Source organism: Streptomyces sp. CA-251247 (assembly GCF_050952975.1).
GTDB classification, from domain to species: domain Bacteria; phylum Actinomycetota; class Actinomycetes; order Streptomycetales; family Streptomycetaceae; genus Streptomyces; species Streptomyces achmelvichensis.
On record NZ_CP191861.1, the window covers coordinates 107,069 to 132,954 of the forward strand.

General features: G+C 68.2%; 22 protein-coding genes and 2 pseudogenes. 14 read left to right on the forward strand and 10 right to left on the reverse strand.

All coding sequences use genetic code 11. The features are described 5' to 3' along the window. Positions 1-1,089: 1,089 nt before the first annotated feature. Positions 1,090-1,710: a hypothetical protein gene (locus ACQPWZ_RS00535; RefSeq protein ID WP_433570227.1), complete on the forward strand. Its 621-nt coding sequence runs from the start codon at positions 1,090-1,092 to the stop codon at positions 1,708-1,710. Between the two features lie 333 nt (positions 1,711-2,043). Here the strand turns inward: ACQPWZ_RS00535 and ACQPWZ_RS00540 are convergent, their stop codons facing one another. Beyond that, positions 2,044-2,415, reverse strand: coding sequence for a hypothetical protein (locus ACQPWZ_RS00540; RefSeq protein ID WP_356706255.1), 372 nt, complete (start codon positions 2,413-2,415; stop codon positions 2,044-2,046). 937 nt (positions 2,416-3,352) lie between these two features. Between ACQPWZ_RS00540 and ACQPWZ_RS00545 the strand changes: the two genes are divergently transcribed. From ACQPWZ_RS00545 to ACQPWZ_RS00560, 4 genes and pseudogenes are all read left to right on the forward strand, one after another. Beyond that, positions 3,353-3,556: a cold-shock protein gene (locus ACQPWZ_RS00545; protein WP_405567001.1), complete on the forward strand. Its 204-nt coding sequence runs from the start codon at positions 3,353-3,355 to the stop codon at positions 3,554-3,556. 86 nt (positions 3,557-3,642) lie between these two features. Beyond that, positions 3,643-3,805: pseudogene (locus ACQPWZ_RS00550) on the forward strand (Hsp20/alpha crystallin family protein); the annotation flags it as partial. Positions 3,806-3,985: 180 nt separating this feature from the next. After that, a complete protein-coding gene (locus tag ACQPWZ_RS00555) occupies positions 3,986-4,642 on the forward strand; it encodes a proteophosphoglycan 5 (RefSeq protein WP_433570228.1) in 657 nt (218 codons plus the stop codon). Between the two features lie 694 nt (positions 4,643-5,336). Next, complete coding sequence (locus ACQPWZ_RS00560; protein ID WP_433570229.1) at positions 5,337-6,218, forward strand: endonuclease/exonuclease/phosphatase family protein; 882 nt, start codon at positions 5,337-5,339, stop codon at positions 6,216-6,218. A gap of 519 nt (positions 6,219-6,737) precedes the next feature. Here the strand turns inward: ACQPWZ_RS00560 and ACQPWZ_RS00565 are convergent. The 3 genes from ACQPWZ_RS00565 to ACQPWZ_RS00575 form a co-directional block, all read right to left on the reverse strand. After that, positions 6,738-8,270, reverse strand: coding sequence for a protein kinase domain-containing protein (locus tag ACQPWZ_RS00565; protein WP_433570230.1), 1,533 nt, complete (start codon positions 8,268-8,270; stop codon positions 6,738-6,740). 50 nt (positions 8,271-8,320) lie between these two features. Continuing rightward, positions 8,321-9,103 carry a serine/threonine protein kinase gene (locus tag ACQPWZ_RS00570; protein ID WP_433570231.1) on the reverse strand — a complete coding sequence of 261 codons (783 nt, stop codon included), beginning with the start codon at positions 9,101-9,103 and terminating at the stop codon, positions 8,321-8,323. 243 nt (positions 9,104-9,346) lie between these two features. Then, positions 9,347-9,949, reverse strand: a complete 603-nt coding sequence (locus ACQPWZ_RS00575) for a hypothetical protein (protein WP_433570232.1) — start codon at positions 9,947-9,949, stop codon at positions 9,347-9,349. A gap of 374 nt (positions 9,950-10,323) precedes the next feature. Between ACQPWZ_RS00575 and ACQPWZ_RS00580 the strand changes: the two genes are divergently transcribed. The 4 genes and pseudogenes from ACQPWZ_RS00580 to ACQPWZ_RS00595 form a co-directional block, all read left to right on the forward strand. After that, positions 10,324-10,722, forward strand: a complete 399-nt coding sequence (locus ACQPWZ_RS00580) for a hypothetical protein (RefSeq protein WP_433570233.1) — start codon at positions 10,324-10,326, stop codon at positions 10,720-10,722. A gap of 410 nt (positions 10,723-11,132) precedes the next feature. Further along, a complete protein-coding gene (locus ACQPWZ_RS00585; RefSeq protein ID WP_433570234.1) occupies positions 11,133-11,516 on the forward strand; it encodes a hypothetical protein in 384 nt (127 codons plus the stop codon). A gap of 72 nt (positions 11,517-11,588) precedes the next feature. Further along, positions 11,589-12,383, forward strand: a complete 795-nt coding sequence (locus ACQPWZ_RS00590; RefSeq protein WP_433570235.1) for a PIG-L deacetylase family protein — start codon at positions 11,589-11,591, stop codon at positions 12,381-12,383. Between the two features lie 65 nt (positions 12,384-12,448). Next, positions 12,449-12,722 (forward strand): annotated as a pseudogene (locus tag ACQPWZ_RS00595) (transposase); the annotation flags it as partial. 45 nt (positions 12,723-12,767) lie between these two features. Here the strand turns inward: ACQPWZ_RS00595 and ACQPWZ_RS00600 are convergent. Both ACQPWZ_RS00600 and ACQPWZ_RS00605 read right to left on the reverse strand, forming a co-directional pair. Beyond that, positions 12,768-13,508: a class I SAM-dependent methyltransferase gene (locus tag ACQPWZ_RS00600; protein ID WP_433570236.1), complete on the reverse strand. Its 741-nt coding sequence runs from the start codon at positions 13,506-13,508 to the stop codon at positions 12,768-12,770. 285 nt (positions 13,509-13,793) lie between these two features. Continuing rightward, positions 13,794-14,654 (reverse strand): UbiA family prenyltransferase, encoded by an 861-nt coding sequence (locus ACQPWZ_RS00605; RefSeq protein WP_433570237.1) that lies wholly within the window; start codon positions 14,652-14,654, stop codon positions 13,794-13,796. A 44-nt stretch (positions 14,655-14,698) separates the two neighbouring features. On the opposite strand from ACQPWZ_RS00605, the gene ACQPWZ_RS00610 reads away from it, so the two are divergent. Genes ACQPWZ_RS00610 through ACQPWZ_RS00620 form a run of 3 tightly spaced genes read left to right on the forward strand, consistent with a single transcriptional unit; the run spans position 14,699 to position 17,405 of the window. Further along, positions 14,699-15,853, forward strand: coding sequence for a type III polyketide synthase (locus ACQPWZ_RS00610; RefSeq protein WP_433570238.1), 1,155 nt, complete (start codon positions 14,699-14,701; stop codon positions 15,851-15,853). Between the two features lie 8 nt (positions 15,854-15,861). Then, on the forward strand, positions 15,862-16,377 hold the full coding sequence (locus ACQPWZ_RS00615) for an isoprenylcysteine carboxyl methyltransferase family protein (RefSeq protein WP_433573747.1): 516 nt from the start codon (positions 15,862-15,864) through the stop codon (positions 16,375-16,377). Then, positions 16,374-17,405 carry an NAD(P)/FAD-dependent oxidoreductase gene (locus ACQPWZ_RS00620; RefSeq protein WP_433570239.1) on the forward strand — a complete coding sequence of 344 codons (1,032 nt, stop codon included), beginning with the start codon at positions 16,374-16,376 and terminating at the stop codon, positions 17,403-17,405. The genes ACQPWZ_RS00615 and ACQPWZ_RS00620 overlap by 4 nt, the downstream gene beginning before the upstream one ends. 225 nt (positions 17,406-17,630) lie before the next feature. On the opposite strand, the gene ACQPWZ_RS00625 is transcribed toward ACQPWZ_RS00620, so the two are convergent. From ACQPWZ_RS00625 to ACQPWZ_RS00640, 4 genes are all read right to left on the reverse strand, one after another. After that, positions 17,631-19,199: an alkaline phosphatase D family protein gene (locus ACQPWZ_RS00625; RefSeq protein ID WP_433570240.1), complete on the reverse strand. Its 1,569-nt coding sequence runs from the start codon at positions 19,197-19,199 to the stop codon at positions 17,631-17,633. Continuing rightward, entirely contained in the window at positions 19,196-19,786 is a 591-nt protein-coding gene (locus tag ACQPWZ_RS00630; RefSeq protein WP_433570241.1) for a phosphoesterase, read from the reverse strand. Before ACQPWZ_RS00630 ends, ACQPWZ_RS00625 begins: the two co-directional genes overlap by 4 nt. Before the next feature lie 343 nt (positions 19,787-20,129). Further along, positions 20,130-21,545 (reverse strand): hypothetical protein, encoded by a 1,416-nt coding sequence (locus ACQPWZ_RS00635; protein ID WP_433570242.1) that lies wholly within the window; start codon positions 21,543-21,545, stop codon positions 20,130-20,132. A gap of 126 nt (positions 21,546-21,671) precedes the next feature. Beyond that, a complete protein-coding gene (locus ACQPWZ_RS00640; protein ID WP_383234299.1) occupies positions 21,672-22,364 on the reverse strand; it encodes a FadR/GntR family transcriptional regulator in 693 nt (230 codons plus the stop codon). Between the two features lie 414 nt (positions 22,365-22,778). On the opposite strand from ACQPWZ_RS00640, the gene ACQPWZ_RS00645 reads away from it, so the two are divergent. Both ACQPWZ_RS00645 and ACQPWZ_RS00650 read left to right on the forward strand, forming a co-directional pair. After that, complete coding sequence (locus tag ACQPWZ_RS00645) at positions 22,779-22,901, forward strand: hypothetical protein (protein WP_340471109.1); 123 nt, start codon at positions 22,779-22,781, stop codon at positions 22,899-22,901. A gap of 213 nt (positions 22,902-23,114) precedes the next feature. Continuing rightward, positions 23,115-25,814 carry a LuxR C-terminal-related transcriptional regulator gene (locus tag ACQPWZ_RS00650; RefSeq protein ID WP_433570243.1) on the forward strand — a complete coding sequence of 900 codons (2,700 nt, stop codon included), beginning with the start codon at positions 23,115-23,117 and terminating at the stop codon, positions 25,812-25,814. Positions 25,815-25,886 lie beyond the last annotated feature (72 nt).

The window sequence follows — 25,886 nt, forward strand, 5'->3', positions numbered from 1 at the left end:
TCTACGTCCTACGGATAGCAACCAGCATAACGACCCGTTCCCCCTTCCCATTCCCATTACCCCTCCCCCGTGATCACGGTTGGCGGCTCCTCCCGCCGGCACACCTGACCGTCCTGCACCACGTGGTCCCAGTAGGTGCCGCCGTCCTGACAGAAACCGAGGCAGACGCGAGCTGGCGTCTGGCCCCACCTGCACGAGTGCCGCTGGCCAAGCTTCAGACAGTGGGCCTGCCTGGACATGGACGATTCGGCGATTGACGGCTCCCACGTCAGGGCGTTGAAAGAGGGCTCACGTCGGCCCTTCGCCTGTCGGCCGACGGCCGCCCCGGATCCCAGCACCATGTGATCGTCGACCGCCATGGCACTCCGTTGGCGGCCTCCCCGACCCGTGGCAACCGGCACGACGTCACACAGCTGATTCCTCTACTCGAGTCGACGACACGCGTCGCCTGGAAGCCCGCCAAGACGGAACTCTCGTTGCCGAGGCCGTTGTCGGCCTTTCGGTGGTGCATCGGTGTCCTGTGTCGGATCAGCGTGGAACCGACGGCGTGGGGACGAGGTCATGCTCGGATCGGCACTGGACACTCTTGCCGGGCTGGGGGCGAGGGGAGCGATTCTCTAGTGGACGACGACGCCCCACCCGGAAGCGAGCGGGACCGGACAGCGGCCAACTTGCCCTACGAAGCAGCCGGATTCACGTAGTCGATCATCTGACTCCTATTCGATGTAGTGCAGGAGAAGTTGATGCGAAGCGCCGAAAGCGGCTATGTCCCCTGCCTGCCCCCTGTCGGCATCGACACGGGCAAGGGTCGCCACTGGGGCGTGGTGGTCGGCGCCAGCGGCGCAACACTGTGGTCGAGGAGGAGCCGAGGCTGGGCGGTAGTCCGTATGGCAGCGTGGCACCGGGTTGGGCTGACGATCGGTTGTGATGATCAGCTGCTGTCCAGGGCTGCAAATGAGCACTTTGAGTGATATGGCCGCGATGGGGTATCTCAGGCGGTGCAGAAACGTTGGTGTCTGCGTGGAGCCACGTGAACTATGGGAACGCAACACGCTTCTGGCTGAGGCGTTCTGCAGTACGAATGATCGAGTGCGCGAGGCGCAGGCGGTGATGGATGAGGCGTTGGCCAGCCGGACGCGGGCATTGGCCGCGTTTGCCGTGACTGTCGGCAGCGACGGGGCGGTGGCCGACCTGATGGGGTTGAACGAACGCGAGGTGCGCGTCGCACGTCGCACGGTTGGCAAGGAGGATGCCCGGGCTGTCGCCGAGCACTTGCTCAGTCCTCTGGCAGAAATGCCTGCCCCGCTGGTTGAACCCGTCCCGGATCCCGTATGGGAGCCGCATGCCGATCCAGTGCCCGCCCATGTGCCCCATCCGCGCCCGGAAGCAGTAACGCCTGCCCATCCGCCCGTGGTGGAGAGTGGCATTTCGGATGCCCCGGTGTCCTGGACGCCCGGGATGGACTCCGTATTGCAGTGGAGCTGCCAATCCGGCCTTGATCTTCAGACCGTGGCGGAAGAACTCGGCATGAACTCCAAAGACCTGCTTTTGCGAGCACAGATGCTTGCCGCCGAAGGGCGACTGATGCCGAATGTACCGGCGTACGACGCGAGCCGGGCAGGCCGCCACCGCCGGCACGGCTCCATGCAATACACCCCTGTCCCCGACAGCCCCGAGACCTTGTACAGCTCGCCAGGCCCTTACGGTTGAACTTGGTGAACACCCCGCGCATTTCGGGTGCAAGCGCGGTGCCCAAGGGACACGAGGGCTGGTCAGAACACTGCATTGAAGCCTCACAAAGGATGACGGCGCACGGCGGAAACCTCAGTGACTCCGCCGTGCGCCGTCCGCGACATCCGCAGAAATGCCAGGTGCGCCGCCAGGCGTGAGCAGGAATACGAGAAAGACAGGTGGGCGGTGTCGAGCGTTTGAGATCAGCGGACGTGCGGGAAATCCAGCTCGCGATGCGCGAGGCAGTGAGGGTGCCGTCCACAGCGAAGCGGCTGGTCAGGTGCCCGGCCGGGCCTCGCCAAGGAATCAGCTTCAGCGAGAGTCGGTGATCCATCGCTGAAGTGTCAGGTTCGTTTCGTCGTCGAGCAGAGACAGTGCGTCGATGGCCCGCAGGTCCCCGGGGGCCGGCGCGACGCCTGCCACAGTCAGCGTCGCATGCAGTTCCAGGCGACGGCGCTCCGGCGCCCGCACCGGGCGTGCCACCCGGTCGCGCGGATCGGGCGCCAGCGAGTCCGCCAGCAGTTGCTCGCATGGATCGATCGGCGACCAGTCCGTGTCACCTGACTCGCGCAGCGAGATGCCTGGCGGCTCGACATGGAAGGCATCAGCACCCGGGAACAGGTACGGGTCAACATCGATGTGCGAGACCGTCGCCGCCCGGGGAGAGCAGTTCCAGGATTCCACGAGAACCTCCTGTTTGCCGGAAGGGGCTGTCGGAGGTCAGGAAGCCATGGTGAGGACCTGCGGTTCCCGCACCGGCGCAGCACCACCCGAACGCACGCATAGGCATCTCTTCAGACTCGCTCGACGCCGCGAGCGGTACTCCCATTCGAACGAAGCCCCTATCTACTACTACCGGCGGACACATACGATAATAGGGGTTGCTGAGTCATTCCATTCGCCAGGGTTCGCCACCCTTCCTGACCAGGGCTCATCTGCTGCAGAGTCTGAAACTCAAGCCGTGAAGTTGCCTCCGGAAGGACTTTTCAATGCGGAAGCACAAGGCAGAATTCTGGCTTTCGGCTGCCGCCGATGATCCGGCCGCCTGCAGACGCGAATGGCGCGCGGGAGAACACGGGATGGCTCTATTGGCTACCGGAAGAATGTGGGACGCTGCAATCCTTCCCAAGGCCCTCGCTCGCGCCGTGCTGGACGAACTGACTGGCATGCCGCACAGCGCAACGGGCCCCGCCATGCTCGACCGCCTCCGGGGTCGGATTACGCTACTCCTGCCGCTCCAACCGCTGACACGCTGGGCCGGAGCGGGAGTGAGGCACCTAACCGTGGGCTCCTGGATCGCCGTGCCGTCTCCATACCGAAAAGGCGGCCCGCTACTGTGGCTCACTCCGCCCGATGATGCGGGCACCCTTTTCCCCGCAGCGGCCATTGAGGGTGCACTCGATCGTGCTGCACGAGGGTCAAGGTCGCAGCATTGGTGGCACCACCGCAAACCCGGCTCGGTCGGATAGAGCAAAGAATCCCATGCACTTGGTGCAGGAGTCTGATGCACAATTGCCCTGGTCGGACCTGAGTCACGGAACCCCTGTTCTGGCGTTCATAAAGGGGCACCTGAACAGGCATCCCTTGTCATCATATGCCTCTCAGTGCGAGGTGCCATCCGATGCCCCTGGGTAAAGTTCTGTGGTTTGATGTCCGGCGGGGTGTGGGGGTGATTCAGCCCTACGGATTCGAAGGCGAGGTGCACGTAGAAGCTCGTGCGGTGCAGGAAGAATGCGAGCTAATAGCAGGCCAGAAGGTGCTGTTCGATATCTGTCTGGACAGCGACGGGCGGCGGGGCGACAACATTCGCATTCTTGGCAGGTGAGGCTGGGCCACTACCAGCAGCCCGCATTGCTGCCCAGACAGAAGTGGCCCTGGCCGCAGTCCCGGCCCATACGGATCGTGTGCCGTGTCTTCTCCCGCCGGCTCGTGCCGGCCGACACCCTCGACACCGAGCGCATCACGGCCGACTACGACGCGGGCGTCCTGACGCTGCGGATCCCGATCGCCTAACGCGCCAAGCCACCGCAAGATCACCATCGGCGAGGGATCGCCCCGGCAGATCACCGGCTGAGCCGCCGTCCCACCCGCACGAGCCGCGGGGAAGGGGAACCCGATCTCCCCCTTTCCTCCCGTCCTCCGCGTGCAGTCAAGACCAACCGGCTCATGGCAGAGGGACAGTGTCATGCGATGGGATCTTGGCCCCGCGCCTGCCGACCGTGCCTTGTCAGTACCGCGTGCAAGGGTGTGCCGCATGGCTCTCATCACGCTGGACATCCCCACCCCTGCCCAACTCCGTCCCCGCTGGGCCGCCCTCGCCGCCGTACTCGCGGCACGCGGCTGGGGAGACGGCTGCCGCGCCGACGACGCCCGCTGGCACTACGACGACGGTGGCGGCAACTGGCTCGACCTGCACCACTTCGAGGACGGGCGGGCCCTACTCGTCGGCCACGACCACGAGTACACCAACACGTACTACGGCCCCGCCGCCGAGTACTTCCAACAGCAGGAGACGGACCTCCTGGCCGGCGCGCCCGCCTGGTGGGAGCCGCCGCTACGGGCCGTACAGGAAGCCGGGCAGTGGGTGGGCTTCGTCTACGGCTACGAGGACGGGCGCTGGCAGTGCGCACAGTACGAGCCCGACGACGGCTTCGCCAGCGTGGGACTGCCCGCGCTCAGCCCGGAGATGACGGTGGAATTCGTCACCGAGTACACCAAGGACTCACCGGGCATGCAGGCACCACCGCCGACGGCGGCGATCGAAGCGCTCGTCGCAGCGGACTGCCTGGTCACAGAGGACCTGCTGACCGCCGTCATCGGTCCCCAACCCACCACACCCACGGCATGGAACCCATCAGCCGGCGTAGCCGCAGCACGCGCATTCCGTGCGTGGCCGCGCCACAGGCAGTAGCCAGCGACCAGTTGAAGACGAGCATTCGAGTCAAGGAACCCGGCCTCGGAGGTCTCGTCGTTCCGGGCGCTGAAGGTCGCGCACTCAGGGCGCGGTGAGCTGCGCGATCTCCGCCGAGGCCGAGGCCATGCCGAAGAAGGCCGACGCCTTCGCACACTACGGGGGACGCGGCGGTCCTCCAGACGCTCGTCGCGGCGCTCCCCCAGGTCGTCGCCGAGGCCGCCGAGCCCCGCTGAGCTCGTTCGACGGAACTGACCGTCATCTCGACACGGACGGGGCGAGCCCCCTCTCCCGCCAGTTCACCGACAATGGGACTCAGGGCATGAAACTGCTCTGCTCCAGGACGGAAGTCGACCTGGCCGAGCTGCTCAAGGGCCTGGCCCGCTCGCGGGGCGGCGAGTCCGCGGCCCGGATTCAGCACCGGGCGACGGAAAGATCGAGAGCGCCTGAACCGGTCCTGACGGGCGCCGGGCACGGGGGCACCTTGTACAGGCGGCGACAAGATCAAAAAGCCCTAATGTGTCATGTTCCTGGGGTGGATGGTCATTGGCTCCGCACGGGAGGCACAGCAACCGGTGCGTAGGTGCTGCGGCACGATCCAGGTCGACGTGGTCGAGGTGGCTTGCTCCGAAGCGCGTAGCGAGACCCGCACACCGGAGATGCTGTTGACACTCCCCGTCCCATAACCTCGTGGATGGAGACGTCAGAGGCCATGCGTTTCCACTCGAAGGAGGCGATGGTGCTCGGAAGAGGCAGGCGGCTGTTCGCGGGCGCCGTGATCGTGGCCTGCGTGGTGCTTGTCGGCCCCAGTGCACCAAGCGGTGGCCTCTTCGCCAGGTCACTGCCCGTCGAAGCCGCCAAGGATGTCGTACCGAACCGGGTCATGACGTGGAACATCTGCAACCCCTGCGAGGAGAGCAACGTCGACCGGGCGGCGGAGATCGCCACGCATGCGCCCCAGGTCATCGGCTTTCAAGAAGCTTGCGTCCGTGACGTCGAGAGGATCCGCGACAATCTGAAGAGGCTTCACGGGCTGGTCTACCACGTCGAGTACGGGATGGTTCTTCGGAACTGGAACCGCTGCGGGGGAATGCCGTGGAGTCCGGGGGCTTTCGGCCAGGCGATCCTCTCAGCGGCACCGATGACAGACCGCCACCACGTGGAATACCCCGATGGAGGATCCGAAGACCGGGGATACATGGCAGTCACCACCCTGGTCGGCGGCAGGCATGTCCGGGTCTTCAATACACACCTCGCCCAACGACGCCAGGAAGCAGTCCGAGCAGAGCAGACCCGCGTGCTCGCCGCCGAAGTCGCCCAGCACGACCGCGCGATCGTCATCGGCGACTTCAACGCCGTGCCGGGCGCTCCCGAACTCGCCCGGATATGGGCACTGGCCGCGGATGCAGACCCTCGGTGCCATCCCTCGTCCATCGGCACCTGCAAGCCGACGACCGACTGGCAGTCCAAGTTCGACTACATCTTCCTGCGGGGCATCGCCCCACGTGAGCACCGTGTGCATCCCACCTCGCACTCGGACCACCACCTGTTCTTCGCCGACGTGGACTCAACCTGAACAGGCATCCTGGCCGGCCCAGCCGGTGATCCCGAGAGCCGACGATCCGCTTCGCCCGGCCCACGCCTGCATGGGCCTGGCCACCGCTCATGTTGAAGCTTCGGGCGCCTACAGGGTCGTGTGCCGGGCGGCGGCCACCGCCGTCTCAGTGGAATTCAGGACATGGTCACGGCCACAACCCTGCACGGTCTGGGCCGACGCGCCGAGGCGGAAGCCACAGCCCGTCACGCGCTGAGTGCCTGCGAACAGTTCCTCCATCCCCAACACCCCCGCATTCGAGAAGCCCGCGCGCTGCTGGCCCGCGTTACCGAGGACCCACTCCTTTGACGCGAGCCCACACGATCTTGTCCGGCGAAGGACCCCACGCGTAAGAAGCCGGGACTCGCGCCCCTCAACCCCGGGATCCAGACTCGGGCCGCCCAGGTCGGCGGCGGCCTGGCCGGCACACGCTCCACTGCCATGGCTGGGTCGCTCGAGGTTCTTGAAGGGCTGACGGCAGACAGCGCCGCCGACGGATCGCTACGACGGCTTCGCGGGCGTGTAGCGCCCCATATACAGCTTCACCTTCTCCACGTAGGTGCGCTGAAGTGCCGGGATGCCATCGGCGTTGTTCACCGTCGTGGCAGAAGTGCGGTAGGCAGCCGCCAGCACCAACGCGCGGTCGTCTTTGAAGTCGCCTTGCAGGCGTGGGGAGAGCCAGCACAGCATCCTCCCGACTGCGGGAATGGCCACGGCGGGTGAGAATGCTGCGTCCGGTGGGCTGTTGGGGGCGTGGAACTGAAGCACGCGAGGCGTCCAGCGGGCGATGCCGAATTCGTCCTTGGCCGGATCACGCAGGGCTGGATCAAAGTTGCTCTCGACCTTGAGCATGGCGGCGATCAGTGCCGGGCTGACACCTTCGGCATCGCACGCGGTGCCGGCCTGCACGATCAGCTTCCGGTACATCGGCGGTATGCCTGTTCCGGTGCGCAGTAGGTCGGGCCGGTATTCCGTGGGTATCGGCGGTGACGTGTCGCTGCGATCCTGGCCTGAATCGGCGGCGAGGACTGCGGCCGCCGCGACGAGGCCGGCTGTGATCAGCCCAGCGATCCCGAGCAGCAGGCGTCTGGGGGCAGACCTCTGAGCTCTGCGCTGTGGACGTACACCAAGGTTCTCATCCTCGTCCGCACCCGTCTTCAGAACAGCAACGCGTGCGAGCAATGAGGCGGCGTCATGCCGGGCACGTCGTTCGTGGTCCGGCTGGAGGCAGTCCTCGATGAGAGCGCGCCAGCCCTCGGAGAGGCTGTGGGCGAGCCTCAGTTCACCGGCCCCCGACGCATAGGCGGCCGCCGCCGCTGCGCGGGCGGCCCCTGTCGCGCCGGGGAACGGCATCCGGCCGGACAGCACTTGGTGGGCGGTGACACCGAAGGCCCAGATGTCCGCTGTCGTGCGAACGGCGGTACCGTGCTCGCCCAACTCCTCGGTCCAACGCTCGGGTGGGACATAGTCCGGGGAGCCTGCCGGTGGCAGATAGGCGTGAGTACCGTCGAGTTCTGCTGCGAGACCGAAGTCGGCGAGCCTCGCGGAGCCATCCTCCATGACCAGCACGTTCTGGGGTTTGAGATCCCCGTGCACCCAGCCGGCGCCGTGCATGTGCGTCAAGCCTTCGCAGATCTGCTCGAGCAGGCCTGCGCCGTTCGTCAGTGGTGCCGTTCCGCATCGGTGGAGCAGATTCGCCAGAGAGTCGGCCGCACGTTCCATGACAACCACGACAGCCCCGTCGAGGCGTGGGCGTGCCGGGTCATCGATGACCAGCGACTGGAATGTGCGGATCAGCCGCGGGTGCGTGAGGGACTCGTGGACTCGCAACTCTCTGCTGACCATGTCCTCCAGGTGTTGGAGGTGACGAGTGGTCAGCGTTCCCGTGGGGAGGAACTTCAGAGCGGCCGACTGCGGCCTGAACGCCTCGTCATCGGCCCCTTCACGGATCGGGCGGCGTGGTGAGTAGCGGGCGGCGTAGACGCTGCCCCAGCTGCCGGCGGCGATCCCCTCCTCAATGACCCAGTCCCCCACTCGATACCCTGGCTCGACCACCGTGGGCCACTGTCCGCCGGCCACGACCGTCAACTCGCGGACGAGCGCGGAACACGGCTGGGCAGCAACGCCAGGTGTTCCTCTCGGACGAGGTTGAACCGGAGGGCGACCGAGACCAGCATGTCCCGTTTGGCATTGAAGCGGTCCGGCCGGTTGTCCCGGCGCGTCGGCTTGATCCGGAGCTTGTTCCGCGCGAGGTAGTCGATATGGAAGTTCACCGCGCCGGTGTTGATGGTGCGACACGCAGGCAGTGTCCGCAGTCGCTCTACCACGGCTTCCACTCCGGGCACTTCGACATGGCATTCATCGCGTAGTCGCGGCTCACACAGAGCCACGAGGACCAGAAAGTATTTGGCGGAGGTGTCCAACGGGTAGGACGACAGCGTCATTTCACCGCTCAACGATTCAAGACTGCATTCCTCAACGAAGTTGTGCATCGGCGCGTATACATGGAAGGAGAGGAGTTCTGGTGCCGTGGGCAGCACGACGCGCGATATCTCGAAGGGTACGGGCGCGGCATGTCGCAGCGGCGGCACCTTGATGAACTCGCCGCCGCCTTCCGGGTTCTCGACGACATACGTGGACTCGCGGCTGAAATTGGTGAGCGTCCAGAAGGTGTCGGCTGCGGTGATCTGTCCGGCGAGCCGCGGTACCGAATCGTGGTCCAAGAAGACGTCCAGCGCGGGCTTCTCAGTGCCGCTTCGGTTCCCTCCGTCGACACCTCGCCCGAAGCGCAAGGACTGTCCAGGCGCCAATTCAAGAACGCTACTTTCACCGTGTCTTGAAGGCGGTTGCACGAGTACAGAACGCATGAGCCCCTCCCGCGCATTCTCACGGCAGGCACTCCCCCACCTGCGATGGGAACTCTAACGCACGACCGTGCGGTCAGGCCGCGGAGGGGAAATGAGATCACAGCGCGATTCGAAACCCCGCAAGGGTTTGGCACCTCCCTGAGCCGTGATGCCATCACTCCTCGAACACGGTGGGCACAGCACGTTCAAGCTGCCTGGGGCATTCCGTGACGCCCTGGGCCGGCCCTGGCTTGTCGGCCGGAGCTACTGGATGGGGGTGGGACCGTTTCTCACGAGTCGGCGCAGGCCGGCCGCGTAGCGCAGCCAGACGATCCCCACGACCATCGGGAATGCCAGTCCACATACAGCCTGCACGATCCCCAGCACGATACCGGCGGGCCCGTAGTCGTCGAGGTCGAGCTCGAAGCCGAGCACTGGCAGCCAGAAGAGCCCACCGAAGGCGGCCCAGGCGTGGACCATCCACGCTCGTGGGGCAATGCGACGGGCAGCGCGTGCTTGCTGGAGGTGGCCGTATCCGTAGGCCAGCCACACGACACCCAGCCCACTGACCGTCCACCACATGGATTCCTCGGTCCAGGCGTCCCACCGGCCGAACGTGACAGTGCCACTCACCGCCGCGGTGAACTGCAGCAGCCCACCCGCCGCGAACCCGCGTGCCGCCTTCGGTCCTTCGACCCGGGCAAGCGCTCTGCCCATCACCAGCGACAACAGAGCATTGACCAGGGCAGCGCCTCCGAGGAAAACGACAAGGCCGATGAACAGGCCCACCTGTTCATCGGAGGACGACGTGGAGATTCCGTCACCCACCAGCACAGCGGCGGTGGGCAGCAGAAGCAGCCACAGCACGCCATTCACCGTCACCAGCCGAGGCAGGATGCCAAGCTGCCTGCCGGCTTGAGTTGCAACCGCCATGGGAGCTTGCGCGGCTGGGGATCCCCCACTGACGTGCATTGAATGTCTGCCTTTCCGAAGCCGCTCGCCCGCCCGTTCCACGCGGCACCCTAGTGCCGACTGGGCCTCTGGCCACCCTTGGCACCGTCAGGTTGACACGACGGAGCACTGGCGTACTCAAAACCCGCGTGAGCGTCCGGCCCGCACCTGTGGGGGCGCAGGGCAGGGCAGTTGCGCCACCGGGTACCGGCCTCGTCGCACCACCGTGGCCCGGGCACCCTGAGTCGCCTCAGGGTCCCTTCAGGACGCCGAGCTGCCAAGCTCCGGGCATGAGAGTTTCCAAGATCAAATCCGTCCTGGCGGTCCTCGCCCTCGGGGCGGGCATCGCCGTCATCCCCGCCACCACCGCCCAGGCCGCTCCCGGCTGCTGGAAGAGCGGAACGAAATGGTGGTGCAACAACGTGGGGGGTGCCGGGGTCTACCGCTGGGAAGGCGTCGACGGCACCACCAAGCGGCTGGTCGGCCGAATGAACACCACAACCAGCTGGTTCAACGGGCGAAGCGACTGCAACCACCCGATCTATAACAACGGTTCGGGAGCCGGCGCCCCCCATCCCTACCGCTGGATCTACACCCAGGCCGACAACGGCGAGTGGGGGTGGATGAGCGACAAGGACATCTACAACGAGACGAACCCCCTGCCTGCACTGCAGCCCTGCGCCATGTGAGAGACCATTGCGCCCGCAAGAGGGCAGCCCGCTGTCCCAGCAACCGAGTCGACTGCTGGGACGGTGGGCACTCAGTCCCCGAGTGGTGCACACCATTCCTTCCAGTCCTCCTGGCCGGCCCAGTTCGAGTCCGGGTCCTGGCCACCGAGGAGGACGGCCTCCTCACCGTGCTGCGCAACACGCCTTCGATCGGGCCCCTATGCGCCCCCCGCACGCCCTGCCGGCTGAGGCCCGCCTGCAAGCATCCTGGTCCTGACGGATGCCCGTAGCGACTCTCCCTGAGCGGTGCGGTTGTCCGCTTCCGCGGGGCCGGCTTGAACCTTTTGGGGGGACAGATGGAATCGGCAGGCCGGACGGATCCCTCGGACACCGCTGCGCAACTCTCCCGGCATCGGTGCGAGCAGGAGATCATGGTCCTGCTCGAGGAGTACCGGGCCCTGCGTGAAGAGGTCACCCAACGCGTCGCAGCACGCATGCAGATGATCGGATTCGCTGGTGTCGTCTCCGCGGTGCTGGTGGTGGCGAACAAGTTCACCTTCGATGGTCCGAGCATGTACGTCGCCGTTCTCCTGCTCCTCCTTGCCGTCGTGTGGCTGCGTGGCATCAATCTGGCCATCCAGCGGATAGGTCGTCACTTGCGTGTCGTTGAAGCCCGCATCAACGCTCTGGCCGTCCGGGCGTGGGGAAGTTCCGAAACCGTTCTCACCTGGGAGACAGATATCCAGACCAGACGGGTTCACGTGCGCGGAGTCGCCCTCCGGAGCGGGCGCCTCTTGGGATGGATCAAGTCCTGAGCGCAGTGGTGGCAGCGGACCGGCTGCCGTGGTTCAGCGGGACAGGTCCCGTCTGGTGCAGGATGAGGCTCTATGGCAACCGTTCTCGCTTTCCATGCGCACCCCGACGACGAGGTGCTCATGACGGGCGGCACGCTTGCGCGCGTTGCCGCCGAGGGGCATCGCGTGGTGATCGTCGTCGCCACCGACGGTCTGATGGGACCCGCGGCAGAAGGAGAGTCGCCGCGCATGGGTGAACTGCGCGCGAGTGCGGCCGTCCTGGGAGCTGCCCGCGTTGTTCACCTCGGATATGCCGACAGCGGCAACGGCAAGGTGCTCTATCCCGATCCGCCGGACCGGGCGCGTTTCGTACGGGCCGACCCCGAGGAAGCCGCAGAGCGACTGGCCGCCATCCTCAAGGAGGAGACCGCTGATGTGCTCCTCAGCTACGACGCCAACGGTGGTTACGGCCACCGGGACCACGTCAGGGTCCACGAGGTCGGCAGACGCGCTGCCGCCCTCGCCGGGGTGCATCAGGTACTTGAGGCCACCCTTCCGCGCGACCTCATCGCCCGAGCGCTCAAGCTGGTGGATCGATTGAGGATCCCCCTGCGCCACGACGCTGTGGCTCCCCGCACCGCCTACAGCGCGCGCTCGACCATCACGCACAAGGTCGACGCACGCCGCTTCGCCCGCCAAAAGCAACGAGCACTCGCCGCACACCGATCCCAGGTATCGGGTACCGGTCGACTGGCCCCGGTCATGAAGGCGCTCATTCGGCTACCGTCCCCCGTCTTCGGAGTGATCCTGGGGCGGGAATGGTTCATCGATGCCACCCGGACCTCGACCTCCGCACCCGTCATCGGCATCTTCCAGCCGACGGCGTAACGCCGCGCCGAGTGCGCCCTTACCGACAGCTTCGCACGAGGGCCTGTCCGGCGGATCTTGTGACTGTGGGGGGGGCGTTTCGTTGGCACGGTCGCGGGACGGGAGATCTCACGAATGAGGAGTGGGTCCGGCTGAAGCCGCACCTGCCGAAATCAGGGCTGCGCGGCGGCCGGTGGGCCAGTCATCGCAGCATCATCAACGGGATCCTGTACCGACAACACACGGGTGTGCCCTGGCGGGATCTGGCGGGATCTGCCTGCGCGTTTCGGTCCGTGGAAGACCGTGTATGAGCGGCACCAACGCTGGTCGGCGGATGGCACGTGGGACAGGATCTTCCAGGGCCAACCGGGGAGGGGATACCTTCACGTCTCGGTCCGGCGGTGCTTACGGCTTGTGGGTTACCCAGAGCATTTCTGCCGGCCAGCGGTGTGCCCAGTCAGGCGGGTCGGTTTGGTTGTAGCCGTTGGCTGTTCCGGGTTCGGGCCGCGGCTCGATGAGGTCGTCGATGACGAGACCTGCGCCGCGCAGGACCTTGATCCAGTCGCCGTAGGTGAGCTGATAGCTGACCGCGTCCTGGTCTTCGGCGATGGTGTCCAGCCCGAAGTAGTCCTGGTGCAGCGTCGTGGTGACGCGGCTGGCGGCTTCGTCGTAGCAGGCTTCGAACCATGGGCTGGCGACGTTGAACACCAGGCGCCCCCCGCGGCGCAGGATGCGTGCGGCCTGCGGGACGGCCAGGTGCGGGGGCGCCCAGCTGAGCCCGCCGTAGTCACAGAACACCAGGTCGAAGCTGTCGGCGGCGAACGGGAGGTGTTCGGCGGCGCCTTGCACCAGCGGGTAGCGGGCCGCTCCCATCGCGCGAGCCGCCGCGGCGAGCTGGGCTTCGGACAGGTCGAGCCCGACCACGGTGGCGCCCTCAGCGGCGAGCGCCCTGGACCACTGGCCGGCGCCGCAGCCGAGTTCGAGGACGCGCTTGCCGGTGACGTCGCCCAGGGCGTGCAGGTGCGCGTCGGGGATGGCGTACGTGCCCCACAGCCGGGGCGTTGCGCCGATCTGCGGGTCGTGCTCCTGCTGGTAGGCGCTGCTGATCCGGTTCCAGAACTGCCGGTTGGCAGAAATGCTCTCCACGCGCCGACTCAAGCACTGCCTGCCGGGGGCGGTCAACACGATTGTGCTGCGGTGCCGTTTTCGCCAGCAGTACCAATACCGGCCCGCTGCGCCCTGGGGTCAATGGTCCTACGTACCGCCTGGCCCTTGACCGCCTTCGCTCCGGCGAGCGTCCGCACGGGCTGTCCGCTCTGCCGGTCGGCGACCACCACTGGCCTTCCGCAGCCCCTTGCCGCCGGCGAGACGAGAGGCCCAGGTCGACCGACGGGCGGAATGTCGTGCGCTCAGGCTGCGGTGCGGTTCTGTTCAGACCATGTCCGCCCCTCGCAGCAGGAGCTGTGCCACAGCGATGCCGGCGACCACGATCGCCGCCCGGAACGGCCACCGGCTCCGCGTTCCCGACGGCGCGGCCGTGCCGGACACGGCGATGACCACGGCAGCCGTCGCCAGCATCCAGTCCACAGCCGCCGGCGGCCCGGGCGGCCCTGCCACGAGCACGCTGACAGCCGCCAGCATCACAAGCGGGCTCAGCCACCGGCAGGCTGCCCGCCCCATCCTCTGCGGCAGTCCGCGCACGCCGGTCGCGAGATCGTCCTCGATGTCCGGGAGGACGTTCACCAGGTGCGCGCCCACGCCGAGAAGTGCGCCGGCCACCAAAGCCCACCAGGCCGGCCAGGAAGACGACGGCAGACCAAGGGTGACGAAGGCGGGCAGTGAGCCGAAGCCCACGGCGTAAGGCAGCGGGGAGAGCACGGTGTTCTTCAGCCGCAGGTTGTACGCCCAGCCTGCGGCGGTGCCGACCAGATGCGCCGAGCCCGCGGCCGCGCCGCTCAGCAGGGACAGCGGCACGCACAGCCCCAGCGCCGTGCCGGCCGCAACGGCCACCACGCGGCTCGGCAGTTCACCGGAGGCCATCGGCTTGTCACGGCGACTGCAGAGTGTGTCGCGTCGTGCGTCGACCGCGTCATTGCACCAGCCGACCGAGAGCTGACCAGCCAGTACCGCTGCTGCCACCGCCGCCGAACCGACCAACCCGCGCCCGGAGGCCAGCGCCAGCGCGGTCACGAAGACGGTCACGGCCAGCGCCGGCTCCAGGTGGCAGGAGCGCAGCAGCGCCGGGATGCGGTGTGTCGTGGAGGCAAGGGCCTCGGACGGGTGTAGAGACACGAGTGCAGGTATAAGTCATGTACCCCGAGGAAGGCATTACCGACATGCGTGTCCCCGTCATCACCGGTGCTGATGCCTTCTCCGCCCGTACCGCGCCGCCCCGGCCGACCACGCCCCCCAAGGCCACCAAGATCGCCGCCGTGCGCACCGCACTGCCGCCGCACCGCTACGCGCAGGACGACCTCACCGAACCGATCGGTGACCTGTGCCTGCCCCCGGGGGCCGACCGCGCTGTGCTGCGTCGCCTGCACGCGTCCGCCGGCGTCCGCACGCGCCACCTCACCCTGCCGATCGAGCGATACTCCGACCTCCGCGATTTCGGTCAGTGCAACGACGCCTGGATGGCCGCGGGCCTCGAACTGGGGGAGGAAGCCCTCACCGGCGCACTACAGGATGCAGGACTCGAGCCGGCCGACGTCGACCTGCTGGTATGCGCCTCCATCACCGGCATCGGCGCCCCGTCACTCGATGCCCGTCTCGCCGGACGTGTGGGGCTGCGGCCCGACATCAAGCGGCTGCCGGTGTTCGGGCTGGGGTGCGTTGCGGGGGCAGCCGGGCTGTCCCGGGTGCACGACTACCTGCGCGGCCATCCCGACGACACCGCCGTACTCCTCACCGTCGAGCTGTGCTCGCTGACGCTCCAGCAGCGTGACCACTCCCCCGCCAACCTCATCGCCGGCGCCTTGTTCGGCGACGGCGCGGCAGCGCTCATTGCACGCGGAAGCAATTGCGCCAACGGCGCCGCCAGCGAGCCGGGCAGAGCCGGACCCTCAGTGGTCGCGACGTGCAGCCGCCTGTATCCGGACACGGAACAGCTCCTGGGATGGGACATCGGCGCCAGCGGGTTCCGCGTCGTGATCGACGCCGGTGTCCCTGGCATCGTGCGGGACCACTTCGGCCTGCACCTGCGCGCGTTCCTGGGTGAACACGACCTCACCATCGACGACATCGAGACCTGGGTGTGCCATCCGGGAGGTCCCAAGGTGCTCGCCGCGGTGACCGACACCCTCGGCCTGCCCGACGACGCCCTGGACAGCGCGTGGCACTCACTCGCGACAGCAGGGAACATGTCGTCCGTCTCCGTGCTGCACATCCTGCAGAACACCTGGCAGTTCCGTCGGCCAGAGCCCGGTGCCTGGGGCCTGCTGATGGCGATGGGGCCCGGGTTCTGCTCCGAACTCGTCCTGCTGCGCTGGTGAGCGGCCAGATGAACTGGTTCACGCTTCTCGTCCTGGCCGTCGCCGTCGAACGTGTCGCCGAACTCTTCGTCGCCCGGCGCAACGGGGAATGGACCCTGGCTCGCGCCGGTGTGGAGTACGGCCGCGGTCACTACCCGGTCATGGTCGCGCTGCACACGGGCCTGCTCGTGTGCTGTCTCCTCGAACCCATGGTCGCCCACCGCCCGTTCCTGCCCGCACTGGGATGGGCCATGCTGACGCTGGCCATGCTGGCCCAGGCACTGCGCTGGTGGTGCATCACCACACTCGGGCCGTACTGGAACACACGCGTCATCGTCGTTCCCGGAGCGCGGCTGATCAGCGCCGGACCCTACCGCTTCCTCCGTCACCCCAACTACGTCGCCGTCGTGGTGGAGATCGCCGCCCTGCCCCTGGTTCACTCCGCTTGGCTGACCGCGACAGTGTTCACTCTGGCCAACGCCATGCTGCTCACGGTGCGTCTCCGCTGCGAGAACACGGCCCTCGCACAGGCGTTGCCCGCGTGAACGGCGGCCACGACCTGCTGATCGCGGGAGGCGGGCCGGCAGGACTGGCGACCGCCCTCTACGCCGCGCGCGCCGGTCTCGACACCGTCGTCGCAGAGCCACGTCAGGCGCCGGTCGACAAAGCGTGCGGTGAGGGACTCATGCCCGGCGCCGTCCACGCCCTCACCGCCCTCGGTCTGCAGGTCGCCGGCCACACGATCACCGGCATCCGCTATGTCCAGGGCCCACGTCAGGTTCAGGCATCGTTCCGCCAAGGCCCCGGCCTCGGTGTGCGCCGCACCAGCCTGCACAGCGCCCTGCACCGGGCCGTTCTCAAGGAGGGTGTGCCGGTACTGCCCGTGCGAGTGGAGGACGTACAACAGGACTCCACAGGTGTTTCCGTCCCCGGCACGGGTCTGCGCGCCAAGTGGCTGGTGGGCGCCGACGGACTGCACTCACCGGTGCGCCGCTCCGTCGGCCTGGGAGTGCAACCCTCCGGCACACCACGGTACGGGCTCCGCCGTCACTATGCTGTGCCGCCCTGGTCCGCGTATGTCGAGGTGCACTGGGGGCTGCATGCGGAGGCGTACGTCACCCCGCTCGGCCCCGAACTCGTGGGCGTCGCCCTGCTGACCGCCCATCGCGCCCCCTTCGACACCCAACTGGCGCACTTCCCCGAGCTCGCCGCCCGCCTCCCTGCTGAAGCGGCCGCGACCGGGGTGCGAGGCGCAGGGCCGCTCCGCCAAACGGCCCGCGCCCGATTCCGGGGCCGGGTCCTGCTCGTGGGCGACGCCGCCGGATACGTCGACGCGCTCACCGGCGAAGGCATTTCCCTCGCCTTCGCCGGCGCCGAAGCCCTGGTCCACAACGTGCGCCGAGGCACACCATGGCGCTACGAGACCGACTGGAAAACCGCGACCCGCCGCCACCGCCTGCTGACGGAACTCTTGGTGCGGGCCCGACAACAACCCGCGCTCGCACCGCACATCGTGCCCACGGCCGAACGTCTGCCACGCGTCTTCGCAGCCGCAGTGAATGCGCTGGCATGAGGCACCGTCCCGACCGGATGGCCACCGGACGTCGGCGCAGCGCATCGCATCACTTCGTACTGGCCCCCGGGTCGGGATCCAGGACGATCGCTGATCGACGCCCCCCTGTCAGGTGGCGGGGGTGCCCCCTCCCTTGCTGCCAGAGAGGGGGCTGGTCCGTATGCACGGCGTGCAAGTCCGCCAGGGCCCGATGCGCACCGGAACCGCCCACCGGTGCGCCCTGCGTCAGGAGTCCCTGCGCCACTGGGCGGGCGAGTTCTTCGTGGCCAGGTCCTCGTACGAACCGACCTTCCCGCGGTCCACATGGAACGTGGTCAGCGTCGTGACCGGCGAGGCCGGGTCGCGACGGTCGGCGACAACCCGCATATGGGAGCTGAAGCGCTTCGGGGTGACCTCGTAGACGTCGTAGCCGTAGCGGTTGCCCTCGAAGTACTTCAGATGGGGATTCGCCGCGCCCATGAGTGGGCCGTTGGCCGCGTTCCAGTCCGGGGAGTACGCACCCGAGGTCACGGAGTGGGCGGTGAACTCCGTACCGATCACCGGCGAGGACGTATCGTCGAAGTCGGGCCGGACGTCATCGACGAATGCCGAGTGCCAGTCGCCGGTGATGACGACGAAGTCCTCCATGCCACTGCTGTGAACGTGGTTCAGGACCTCCTTGCGCTCGGCGAGGTAGCCGTCCCATTGGTCGGTGAACATGTACGAGCCGCCCGGACGGCCGCGCAACTGGCTCAGCATGATCGAGTTGGCCCAGACGTGCCAGGTGTCGGGCGCCCGGTCGACCCCCCGCTTCAGCCACGCCTTCTGGCCCGCGCCCAGGATCGTGCCGTCCGCGAGGTTCCTTTCCGAGCGGTACGAGCGCAGGTCGAGGACCGTCAGCTCCAGCAGATTGCCCCAGCGGCGGACCCGGTGGATCTCGGGGTCGGGCAGGGCGGAATTGCCCGCGTCACGGTGCGGCATGTTCTCGTACCAGGCCTGGTACGCGGCCGCACGGCGCTGCATGAACGGGGCGTCGCCGCCGGTGCCGGCGTAGTCATTGGCGACCTCGTGGTCGTCCCAGGTGAGGAACCAAGGATGGGCAGCATGGGCCTCGCGCAGGGAGCGGTCCCCCTTGTAGAGGGCGTGGCGGCGGCGGTAGTCGGCGATGGTGAAGATCTCCGGGCCTTCGTGGTCGCGGACGTGTTCGGCGGGGACGCCACCTTCCTGGCCGTGCTCGTAGATGTAGTCGCCCAGGTGGACGACGAAGTCGACGTTCTCGCGGGCGATTGCGCGATGAGCGGCGTAGAAACCGTCGTGGAACGCCTGGCAGTTGGCGGCCGCGAAGCGCACGGAGGAGATGGGGCCGACGGGCGCGGTCCTGGTCCTGCCCACCCGGCTCGTCTTGCCGAGGGCCTTGAAGGCATACCAGTAACGGGTGCCCGCTCGGAGCCCGGAGACCGGGACGTGGACGCTGTGGCCGAGCGTCTCGGAAGCGGGGGCCGTGCCGCGGGCGACGACACGCCGGAGCTGCGGGTCGGTGGCCATGACCCAGTCGACCTCGACGATCTCGGGCAACCGCTGCTCGGCGGCGAGGGGTTCCGGCGCGAGCCGGGTCCACAGCACGACGCTGCTGGGCTGTGGGTCGCCGGACGCGACGCCGAGGGTGAACGGCGGGGGATCGTAGTCGGCGCCGAGCACTTCGGCGGCCTCACGGGCCTGGGCCGGCGAGAGGCCGGCACTCAGCGGCCAGGCGAGATTGAAGGCGCCGGCGGCGCCGGCGGCCTTGAGCAGATCCCGTCGGTTGAGCGTGGTCATTTCTGTCCCCCGTGAGCCTGCGCCGTGGCGGTCAAGGTGAGCGATACGGCGTCGGCGTAGCCGTCGTTGGACGTGCCGCCGCCGTTGCGGGTGAAGACGAGCAGCACACGTGCGGTGCGTGCGCCGGGCGGCACCGTCGCGGACGCGGTGCGCTTCAGGAGTGCGGTACGGGACCCGCGCTCGGCGACGGTCACGGGACCGAGGACGGACAGGGCGACGGGGGTGCCCTTGGCGTCCCGGAACTCCACGGACAGCCGTGCGCCGTCCTCCTGCGCCGCGTATCCGCCGAGCCATCCGGCGAGGGTGTAGCGGACCCGGCCGGCGTCGACGGCCGCCCGCCCCGTGGCGCCCCGGCTGGGCAGGGCGATGTCTTGGACGAGGGCGGTACGCGGGCTGTTCCCGCCGGAGAAGAAGCGGCTTCCCCGGCCGGCAGGCCCGGGGTCGGACGGCATCGGGTACCCGCCCCCGAGGTCGTAGGCGATGAGCGCGGGCGCCCCTTCACGCACGACCCACCCCGTCACCCCCTGAACGGGCTCCGCGGACCCTCCGGGCCCGCTCTCCGCGTCACCGTTCACGACAAGATTCACTGACGCCTCCCCTGTTGAACCAGCCATGCGCATCCCATCGGTTTGCGGTGAACCGTGGAAGACGGCACAGAGACATCGAGCCGAGTGGTTCAGACAACTTTTGGATCAACGCGCGGCCCGGCATCCGCCCCCGGACACCAGCCGGGCTTCCCCTCGCCGGTCCTTGCGCTGGTAGACGGCGCGGACGGACTGTCCCCCGCCGGTCTCTCCGCGGCCGACACCTGGGAAGCCACGCGCTGCCGCCAATGCTGCCCTTTGGGGGCGGCTGAAGGACTGGGACCGCTCTGATCAAGGGGGAGCCGGCCCGGCATCACCCGGTCAGCGGCGACTGGCCGAACACGGCCTATGAGCGCCGGATTCGTCGGCGGATCAGGAGCCATGCGGCCCCCGCGACGACCACCGTGCCCGCCGCCGCGACCCAGATCAGGGGCGACCGCGGAGGTGCCGGTTTCGCGTCTACCAGGATGGCCGCCGTGTCGTTCGTGTGCGTGCGGTCGAAGGCACCCACGGCCCGGATCCGGCCACGGGCACCGGCCACCCTCTTGTCGATCCGGATGTGGAATTCGATGGTGGTTTCCCGTCCCGGCGCGAGCCATCCGAAGGAGTCCGTGCCGAGATCGCAGATGAACGCCCTGGACGGATTCTTGGGCCTGTCGCAGACCCAGTCGGGTCCGTTGTCGTCACTCACGTAGGGAACGGACGTGACTGTCGTGCCCTCGGGCGGGATCACCTCGAAACGGCCGGGCTCATCGCCGGGATCGCCCGGGCCCTGGTTGTGTACGCCGAGGGCGACCCGGACGGTGTCGCCGACCCTTCCGGTAACTGTCCCCGTGACCGGTCGGTAGTCGGCCTGCTGGGTGGTGCGCACCTCGACAACACGGTTCGGGGAGCGCTGCACGCCGAATCCTTCGTCGGCGACGCGCGTCAGCGTGAGGGGGGCGCCCTTGCCACGCACGGTGTGGTCGGCATCCCTCGCCGGCTGGGACGACACCTCGTACACCAGCGCGTCGGCCAGGACGCTGGTGCCGGCCGTGGCGGCGAGGGGCGTGCTGAGCGCGTAGGCCGTTCCCGGTGCGACCGGTTCGGGGAAGACGCACCAGGCGGAGTCCGAACGAGCGTCGGGCGCACCGGAGTTGTAAAAGCAGTTGTCGTGCTCCCGGGCAAAGGTGAGGCCCCGGTGGGACGAGTGGATCTTCATCGACACGCCTTTGTCCGCGGCGTACCGGCTGTGGTTGGCGAAGGCCGGGGTGATGCGCACCGTTCCGCCGGGACGCACTCCGTGGACCGGCGGGTGCTCGCGCAGGTCCAGCAGCGGACCGCCGACCTGCATCCGGGTCGTAGCGGTGACGGCGGACGCATTGTCGGCGGAGGCGGTGTACCTGATGGTGCCGCCGTCGCCCGGCTTCACTCCGTCGACACCACTGATGGTGAACGGCGTCATGCTCTCGCCGTCGTTCGGGGAGCCGTAGTCACAGGTGAACACCTGGTTGTGCCGCTGGCAGTTGGACTTGCCGAGCCGTGCCGTACCCGACAGCGCCGACACGTCAATGGTGAGCTTGATGTTCCTGGCTTCCGCACCTCCCTTCCCGGTGACGCCCACTGGCACGGTGAAACTGTTGTTGAGCGCCTTCGCACCCTCGTCCGCGGAGTACATGACGTACGTCGCGGGGGCACCGATGGTGAGCGTCACGGGCGCAACTGCCGGAACGGGAGCGGCCGTCGAGCCGTTCATGCCCGCCAGGAGCACGCCGGCACTCATGACCGGCACGACAGCGTGACGCCGGCCCAGCCGAAAATCCATGCGGGCGAGTATCGCACGGCGACTGTTCCTCGGCCGCGGGATGCTCTTGGGAGGCTTGCTCCGCACCCTCCTCGTTCACGACGGCTACGTCAGGCCGGCAGTCATCAAGCGTTCGGTCTCCGCCATATAGGCCTCGGACGCTTCGCGGGCGGCCTGGGTGTCGCGCGTACACACGGCCTCCGCGAGAGGCTCCAGCCGTGCCGCAGCCACCTTCGCGTCCTGGAAGGGCTTCGAGAGAGCAGCGCGCAACGGCAGGTACGCGTTCAGCAGCGTGTTCGTCAGCAGGGTGTAGACCCGGTTGCGGGAGGCCACGGCCAGCAGGCGGTGGAACTCGGCGTCGGCGAGCTGTGTGTCGTCCACGGACTGCGCCGCACCGACCGCCTGCACCTGCCGCCGCAGGTTCGCGTGATCCTCCGCGGAGGACTCCGTCGCCGCCCGGACCGCGATCAGCGCGCCCACGCTCTGCCGGACCTCGAAGACCTCGGCCAGCCATGCCGGATACGCGACGACGAGGGCCGGAAGCAGATCCGCACTGCCCAGCCGGTGAAAGTCCCGGACACGCGTGCCCACACCGTGGCGGGTCTCCACGAGACCGACCTGGACGAGTCGCACGAACGCATGCTTGAGCGTGTTCCGGTTCACGCCGTACCGGGCGGCCAGTTCACGTTCCGGAGGAAGGAGGGTGCCCACGGCGTACCGGCCTCCGAGTATGTCCTCCTGCAGACGTCGCTCGAGCTGGTCGACCGCAGATTCCCGGGAGATCGGTTCCACTGACACCTCTGTCCTCATTCCTTCGTTCCACCGGCCGGCCACGATGTCCCGGTGGCTCGGACCGTACGCCACTGATCTTCTCAGCACGACCTGTGGAGACGTCCAGCGCCATGGGTCCCGGCCCTGCCGAGGCGGCGGCACCGGCTGCTTGCGATCAAGAGGCCACTCCGTCCGGCTCGCCCACCGCAAACACCTTCACCATGGTGGCACTCAGGGAGAGTTCCGCACCTGCTCATCCAACTCGCTTGCGGCAGGCGCCGGTTGCGAAGAGACCGCACCTGATGGTCAAACGATCAACAAGCTCTGCAGCACCATGCCCTCGTGTCCGCAATCTTGACGGTTCACGCACATGTGTGAATGACTGGATTCGACCATCCAGTGGCTGGACCACTGAGCCACCATGGTGCAGAGGAGCTGATCATGTCCTTGCGCTCGAGCCTCCACCTGGCAGCGGACACACGGGGACACCTCGCGGCGACCCGCCCCTGGCGTGCGCCCGCTCTCCAGTCGATCGCATTCCGGTACGCGATCGGCTGGATCTAGCCCCTTATCCGGCTTCCGGACCCGGCCCACTCCCGCCACCGACCGCCGCAGCGGTCTCCGCGCCACGTGCCCGGGTCGAACGCTGAGAAATCCTGGTTCTCAGCACCCAGCGCCGCTCTGCGCACTTCCTCTCGCCACCCCTCACGCACGCCGGACGGCACGCGACACGCACCTCACCCGTCGCGCACCCATGCCGCTCCCTGGAGAATGCACATGACCACATCCCCCCTCGTACTGCCGTGGCCGCTGATCGGCAGGACGGTCGAACTGGCGGACGCCACAGACCTCCTGACCGCTCCAGGCAGTCGCGGCGTCATCATCCGCGGCCCGGCCGGTGCCGGGGCCACCCGACTCGGGCACGAGGTGTGGGAATCGGCCCGGAAACGCGGACACCCGGTCATCCGGGCCGCAGCGACCCACGCCTCACGCTCCGTGGCGCTCGGTGCACTGGCTCCGTTGCTCTCTCCCGGCCTGCACGGCCGCCTCACACTCCGCACCGACCGGCCCCGGACGGCCCAAGGCCATGTACGGCGCCGGCCGGTGCTCCTCCTGGACGACATTCACCTGCTGGACGACGAGTCGGTCGGACTTCTCCAACCGCTCCTGACAGCAGGTGAGTTCCTGCTCATCGCCACGGCCACACCGGAGTGCCGACAGGAGTCCGCGAGCGCCCACCTCGCCGGGAACCTGAACCTCGTACCTCTCGAACCGCTCTCCTGGACCGTTGTGCAGACCCTGCTCGAACGCGTCCTCGACGGTCCGGTGGAGCGGCGCACTGCACGACAGCTCCACCGTGTCAGCGGGGGAAGGCCCCTCTACCTCAGGGAACTTGTCAGCGGAGCCCTGAACGGAGGGCAGTTGGTACGCGAGACAGGCCTGTGGCGGATCACCACCCCGCTCGCTCCGCCGCCGCGCCTCGTGGAACTCGTACGGTTCCGTCTGGCGGCACTCGCACCACCGAGCCACGCCGTGCTGGAGCATCTCTCCCTGTGCGGGCCGGATCGGCCGGCGCTCTTCCCGCCGGACGTGCTCGAAACGCTGCGGGAAGCCGGACTGCTGCGCATTCAGGGAGAAGGTCCGCAGGCGCTGGCCGACCTGACCGATCCGCTCCACGGCGAAGTACTGCGAACCACCGCCACGTTGCACCGGAAACGCAGGATGCTGCTGGCGCGAGCCGAGCTCGCCGCTGTCCCCAGCGGCAACGGTCCGACCGGTGCGGAGCTGCTGCGGTCGACGCTCTGGCGGCTGGACGCCGCGGTCGGCGTCCAGCCGGAAGACCTCCTGCAAGCCGTCGAACTCGCCCGTGACGCACACGACTTCCGCGCCGCGCTGCGCCTCGTCACTGCCCTGGTCGACGTCCGTCCCGACGCACAGTCGTACCTGCTGCTCGGGGAGTTCCAGCACGCGTGCGGCTGCCCCGACCAGGCGGAGGACGCGTTGGCGCGCGCGCTGGAGCTGGCCACCACACCCGACGAGCGACTGCTCGGCGTCGTGCTGCGCACCCAGAATCTGGCCCAGGGCCTCCTGCGGATCGGCGAGGCATTCGCCATCAACCAGCGGGAACTCAGTGGTACGCCCCACGGCGACAGCGCCGCCGTCCTCAAGGCCAACGAAGCAGCCCTGTGGACCCTTGTCGGTGACGTCGGCCGGGCCCGCGCGCTCCTGAAGGAGGCGGCGGCGGACGGGAGTCGGCGGGCCGCGATGATGGCCGCCGTTCCGAGCGTCTACTGCCTGTCCGAGTCCGGGCACCCGGACGACGCCCTGGCCGCCGCCGATCAGCACGCCGAACGGCCCGAGTGCGCCCGCGCGGCCAGCGTGGCACACCCCGCCATGCTGCGCAGCGCCCGGGCCCGGACGCTCGCGGAGGCCGGGCGGCTCGACGAGGCGGAGGACCTGGCCCACCAGGCGTACGACCATGCGGTGGACACGCGCGCGGGGACGGCCCAGATCCGTGCCGCCACGGACCTCGCCTGGATCGCCTACCTCCAGGGTGACATGGCCCGCGCGCGGTACTGGTTCGCCTCGGTCGTCTCCACCTCACGGGACCAGGGCTTCCTGTCCGGTCTCTGGTGGGGGCAGGCAGGGCGGGCTCTCGTCTGCGCGGTGACCGGTGACCGGGCCGCTTCGGACGACGCCTGGGCCGAGGCCGACCGGATGCTCCCCGACCACGACCGACGTCCCGAATGCCGGCTCGTCGAAGGATGGCGGGCCGCTGCCCTGGGACGCTACGGCGATGCGCGCGCACTGCTGAGCGACGGTGCGCGGACAGCCCTTCGGACCGGGCTGGTGGCCCTCGCGTCCCATCTCCTGTACGACGTCGCCCGCTTGGGTGACGCCCACGGCGTCCACCCGCAGCTGACCGAACTCGCGATCCGCTGTCAAAACCCCCTGATCGCGCTCCGTGCCCGTACGGCCGGTGCGCTGGCCGCGCACGCCGGCGCCGAGCTGGAGCGGTGTGCCGAGGAGGCGGACGTCATGGGCGCGCGGCTGATGGCGGCCGAGACATGGACGGCAGCGGCCGGGGCCCACAGCCGCAACGGATCACGACGAACGGCAGCCTCCTGCCGAGCACGGGCCGAGCGGCTCGCGCCGCTGTGCGGGGCCCGTACGCCTGGGCTTGCACCGCAGGGTGTCCGGGACAATCTGACCGATCGGGAGATGGAGATCGCGCTGCTGGCGGCGGGGGGCCTGGGCAACGCGCAGATCGCGGACCAACTCGCCCTGTCGGTGCGCACGGTGGGAAATCACCTGCACCGCGTCTACGCGAAGGTCGGCGTTCGCGATCGCCGGGTGCTCGGTCAGGCACTGTGCCCCGAACCCGTGCCCCACGAGAAGCGCATGGACGGTCCGCGGGACCGCAGGAGGCAGCCTGTCGAACGTCGTCGGCCGCCCACCGGACGAGGGTATGAGTAGGCACGACTCATGCGCGATGGGCGATCAAACGTCCATGCTGGCAGTGGTCTCCCGGCCGCATCGTCAGCTTCT